A 4390-nucleotide genomic window follows, 5' to 3' on the forward strand; every position below is an offset into this window, starting at 1 on the left:
ATGCCGCCATGGACGAGGCGGAACGAGCCCGGGATACTTGCGGCGAGATCGGAAAGGAGAGGGCGGCGCGCGGCCTCTCCCGCGACGTCGATCCTGAGGATCGCTTCCTTGCCGGCCGAGGGAGAGAGCCTGGCCGCGATCTCGTCCGGCAATTGCGGGCGGATGCCGCCGAGAAGGCTTTGCGTTATCCGCGATTGCGGATCGGCGAAAACCGACCAGACGCGTCCTTCCTCGACGATCCGGCCGGCGTCGATCACCGCCACACGGTCGGCGATCGAGCGGATCACCTCCATCTCATGGGTGATCAACAGGATGGTGAGCCCGAGCCGCCGGTTGATGTCCTTGAGCAGCGCAAGGATGGAGCGGGTGGTCTCCGGGTCGAGCGCGGAGGTCGCCTCGTCGGAAAGCAGCAGCGCGGGGCGGGCCGCCAGAGCCCTGGCGATGCCGACGCGCTGCTTCTGCCCGCCTGAGAGCGAGGACGGATAGGCTTTTGCTTTCTCGGAAAGTCCAACCAGATCGAGAAGCTCGGTTGCCCGTGCTAGGCGTTCCGCCTTCGGGCGTCCCTCGATCTTGAGCGGCAGCGCAACGTTGTCCTCGACGGTCTTGGTTGAAAGCAGGTTGAAATGCTGAAAGATCATGCCGATGCGCCGGCGCAGCGGCTGTAGTTCGCGCTCGCCGAGCCGGGCAATGTCGCGTCCCTCGATAAAGATCTGCCCCGAATCCGGACGCTCCAGACCATTGAGACAGCGGATCAACGTCGACTTGCCGGCGCCGCTGCGGCCAATGATACCGAGGATTTCGCCCTTGCGGACGGTAAGCGACACCCCGTCCAGAGCGGGCGTCGAGCCAAATCGGCGCTTCAGGTCGATCAGGCGCACAACGTCTTCGGGCGTACCCGGGTCGACGTGGGGAATATGTTGCGCGTCCGCGGGGAAATGCTGGTTCAAAACTGTTTTCCTTCGGGCGTCCAGGGGTCATTGCAGGACATATAGCGCGACGGCCCGCGTCTTCGACGCGAGCCGCCTGCTCTTTCAGATCGCCATCCAGAGTGGCGGGCAGCAACTCAATAGGCGCTGAGCCCGGTACCCTTGTAGACGCGTTCGAATTCGGCCTTCACCGTATCGTTCTGGTAGGATTCAACCAGCGTCTTCACCCACGGCTCGCTCTCGGCGCCGGCCTTCACGGCGATGAAATTGCGATAAGGATTGTCCGCGATCGGTTCCTGGGCGATGCGGTTTTCTGGCCTCAGGCCGCTCTTCAGCGCCCAGTCGGTGTTCACCACCGCGGCGTCGAGGTCGTCGACGGAACGGCCGACAATGCCGGCGTCCAACTCCTTGATTTCCAAGGTCTTCGGATTCTCGGCAATATCGGTGGTCGTCGCCGGAATGCCGGTGCCGTCCTTCAGTTTGATGAGCCCTTCGTTTTGCAGGACGCGCAGCGCGCGGCCCTCGTTCGACGGATCGTTTGGCACGCCGATGATGGCGCCTTCCGGCAGATCGGCAACCTTCGCGTATTTCTTGGAGTATAGCCCGATCGGCCACACGCCGGTGTAGCCGACCTGTACGATGTGGTAGCCCTGCGTCTTGATCTGGTTATCCAGGTAAGGCTGGTGCTGGAAGGCGTTGGCGTCGATCTCGCCGCGCTCCAGCGCCTCGTTGGGCTGGGTGTAGTCGTTGAACACCACGGTCTCGATCGTAAGACCTTTCTCGGCCGCCTGAGCGGTGACGACGCGCCAGACATCTTCGTCCTCGCCGCTTATGATCCCGACCTTGATCGCCTTCTTGTCCTGCGCGAACGCCGGCGCTGGCGGGGCGACGCCAATGAGCGCGATTGTCGAAGCGATGATTGCGGCAAGGCCGGCGCGCCTCGAAATCGCCATGGCAAGAGGACGATGTGGCGGCTTTGTAAGTTCAGTCATAATGTTTTCCTTGAAATCAGCCAGTTGTGGGAAGGGATGGCAGCGCACTGTGCGCAACATAATCAGCATCTTCCTATATAGGGGTCATCTTCGCAAAGTATTACATTGCCGCGTTGGCGCGAATCCGGGAATATCATCTCAAAATTTTCGCTGCTGGTGGCAGAATAGACCTCGTATTCGCAATTGCGAGAAGCCCTTCGGTCGTCCATTTTCTGGTCGTGATCGCCAGCCCGACATTCGCAGTACTGTCAAACCCGGGGGTATCGACCCGCGCCAATCGCGTTCGAAGGATGAGCTTGCCCGACCTGCTCCTCGGCGGACCGGGGCAGCGTGAAGTCAGCAGCGTCAACGCTGCGTCGGCGGGAAATCAGGAGAGAGCTCGCTTCGTCGATCGCCTGTTCGCCCCGCTTGCGAATGACCTCAGAGGCAAGCGCACCATCCAGAAAGTCCTTGTCCGTCGCATAGACGGCGGTCGGCAAGACAAGCGCCTCGAAGAAAGCAAAGAGAGGCCTGAGCTGGTGCTCGACCATCAGCGCGTGCCGCTCCCCGCCACCGGTCGCGGTCAGAAGCACCGGCTTGCCGCGCAGCGCTGCCGGATCGACGAGGTCGAAGAAATGCTTGAACAGGCCGGTGTAGCTGCCCTTGTACGTGGGCGAGCCGACGACGAGCACCTCGGCCGAGACGACCGCATCAAGCACCCTTCGGCCTGTGTCGTCGAGGTCGCGCGACCAACGCGCCGTCCCGAGCGATGGGCCGACATCGTCCAGATCGAAGGTCACCGCCGCAAGGCCGTGCCGATGCGCAATCTCCCTGACGAAATGCTCGACGAAACCGCGCGTCTTGGATGGCCGCGTGAGATTGCCTGAGAAGCCGACGACGGTGGGGGTTGTCATGGCGGTCACCGGGTTTGCGGGTCCAGTACGACCGGGCAGCTCTCGTCCTTCGCCCAGTCGGCGAAGCTCAGATAGTAGGCGCGGACATCGTCATATCCTGCCCGGACCGCGGCGGCGGCCGCGAGTGCCGCGCGGCCACCACCGTCGCAATGGGTGACCAGGTGACGTCCGGCCCGGAACCCGGCGTCGGAGAGAAGATTGCGAAGGTCGCCGGCTGACTTCAGGCGGCCATCGTCGAGCAGGCTCTCATGCGGAAGCAACCGCGCGCCGGGCAAATGGCCGCCCCGTGCGTTGCGCCGCAGATCCGTGCCGGCGAACTCGTCCGCGGTCCGAGCGTCGAGAAGCCTGACGCCGTCCAGGTCGGCCTTCAGCGTCTGCCGGTCAACGAGCCCGACCGATCCCGATCCCGGTCGAGCCTGGAATGTCGTCGGACCTGAAAGTCCGCTTGCCTGCGCAAGCAGTTCCCTCTGTCCGCGGATGGCAGGCCATCCCCCATTCACGATGAGCGCCTCTGCCCCGAAATACTGCAGGATGAACCAGACACGCGCAGCTTCCGTCATGCGGCCATTGTCATAGACAACCGCGGGCACGGGGCCGCCCAAGCCAAGATAGGCGATCGCACGCTCCCAATAGGGGATGTTCTCGAACGAGGTCTCGCCCGACTTTGCTGCCGCCTCCCAAGTCTCGATCGGCACGCGAACGGCCCTCGCCGGGTGATCGGCCTCGAAGGCCGCAGGCTCACGCACGTCGAGCAGACGAAACCCGCCAAGGGATGGCAGTGCGGTGGGCTCGATTATGGGATCGTGTGGCATCCCTAGGACAACACGAGGCGCGACATCGAATTGCACCGCACCTGCAATTGCCGTGGGCAGCATTGGATCTCGCTAGACATCGGCCTTCGTCCCGTCGAAGCGCGTGAAGCTGAATCCTTCGAAAGGCTCGCGATACGTTTGCCGCTCGTTGCGGAGAACGCTGATCGCGAGCTCTTCGCCCAGCGCCAGCGACGCCGAGAAATCCGAGCGCCAATGGATGCCGGCCCAGTCGCGGCCGACGCCGTAGTTCCAGGCAAGCTTGTTGAGCTCGCCTCCGACAGTGAGCGGCTCACCCTGGTAGGGGATGAGTTTCGTCGGATCCTTGGGATCAGTCTGAACCGGGTTCGAAATCACGGCGTCCTCATCGAAGAGCGCCTTGAGGATCGTCACGTTGGACGCGGCGATCTGGGCNTCCTTGGGATCAGTCTGAACCGGGTTCGAAATCACGGCGTCCTCATCGAAGAGCGCCTTGAGGATCGTCACGTTGGACGCGGCGATCTGGGCGGCTCCGCCGGGATAGCTCGAGTGGATCGGCGCGCCCTCGGGGTAGACGTGCGACAGGAGATGGCTGCCGAACTTGCCGACGCTTCGCGCCAACGCAGCCGAGTTCAGGACGTCGCTGTGGACCGGATAGACGTCCACCTTGTTGGCGATCCGGTGATGGATCAGACCGCCATACGCTTCCGGCCGTAGGGTGCGGTGGACATAGAACTTCTGCCAGTACGCAACGCGGATGGCCAGCGAGGCGGTGATCGGCAGCAGGCTCT

4 protein-coding genes are annotated in these 4390 nt (G+C 63.2%); all 4 read right to left on the reverse strand.

All coding sequences use genetic code 11. The annotated features are described in order from the left end of the window. The coding region (locus tag X738_RS80185; RefSeq protein ID WP_023804213.1) for a methionine ABC transporter ATP-binding protein at positions 1-947 on the reverse strand (947 nt) is incomplete at its 3' end. A gap of 116 nt (positions 948-1063) precedes the next feature. Beyond that, positions 1064-1918, reverse strand: coding sequence for a MetQ/NlpA family lipoprotein (locus X738_RS80190; RefSeq protein ID WP_023804214.1), 855 nt, complete (start codon positions 1916-1918; stop codon positions 1064-1066). A 248-nt stretch (positions 1919-2166) separates the two neighbouring features. Further along, positions 2167-2811, reverse strand: a complete 645-nt coding sequence (msuE, locus tag X738_RS80195; RefSeq protein ID WP_084834002.1) for an FMN reductase — start codon at positions 2809-2811, stop codon at positions 2167-2169. 5 nt (positions 2812-2816) lie between these two features. After that, positions 2817-3686, reverse strand: a complete 870-nt coding sequence (locus X738_RS81615; RefSeq protein ID WP_023804216.1) for a sulfurtransferase — start codon at positions 3684-3686, stop codon at positions 2817-2819. Positions 3687-4390 lie beyond the last annotated feature (704 nt).

The organism is Mesorhizobium sp. L48C026A00, from assembly GCF_000502375.1.
GTDB classification, from domain to species: Bacteria; Pseudomonadota; Alphaproteobacteria; order Rhizobiales; family Rhizobiaceae; genus Mesorhizobium; species Mesorhizobium muleiense.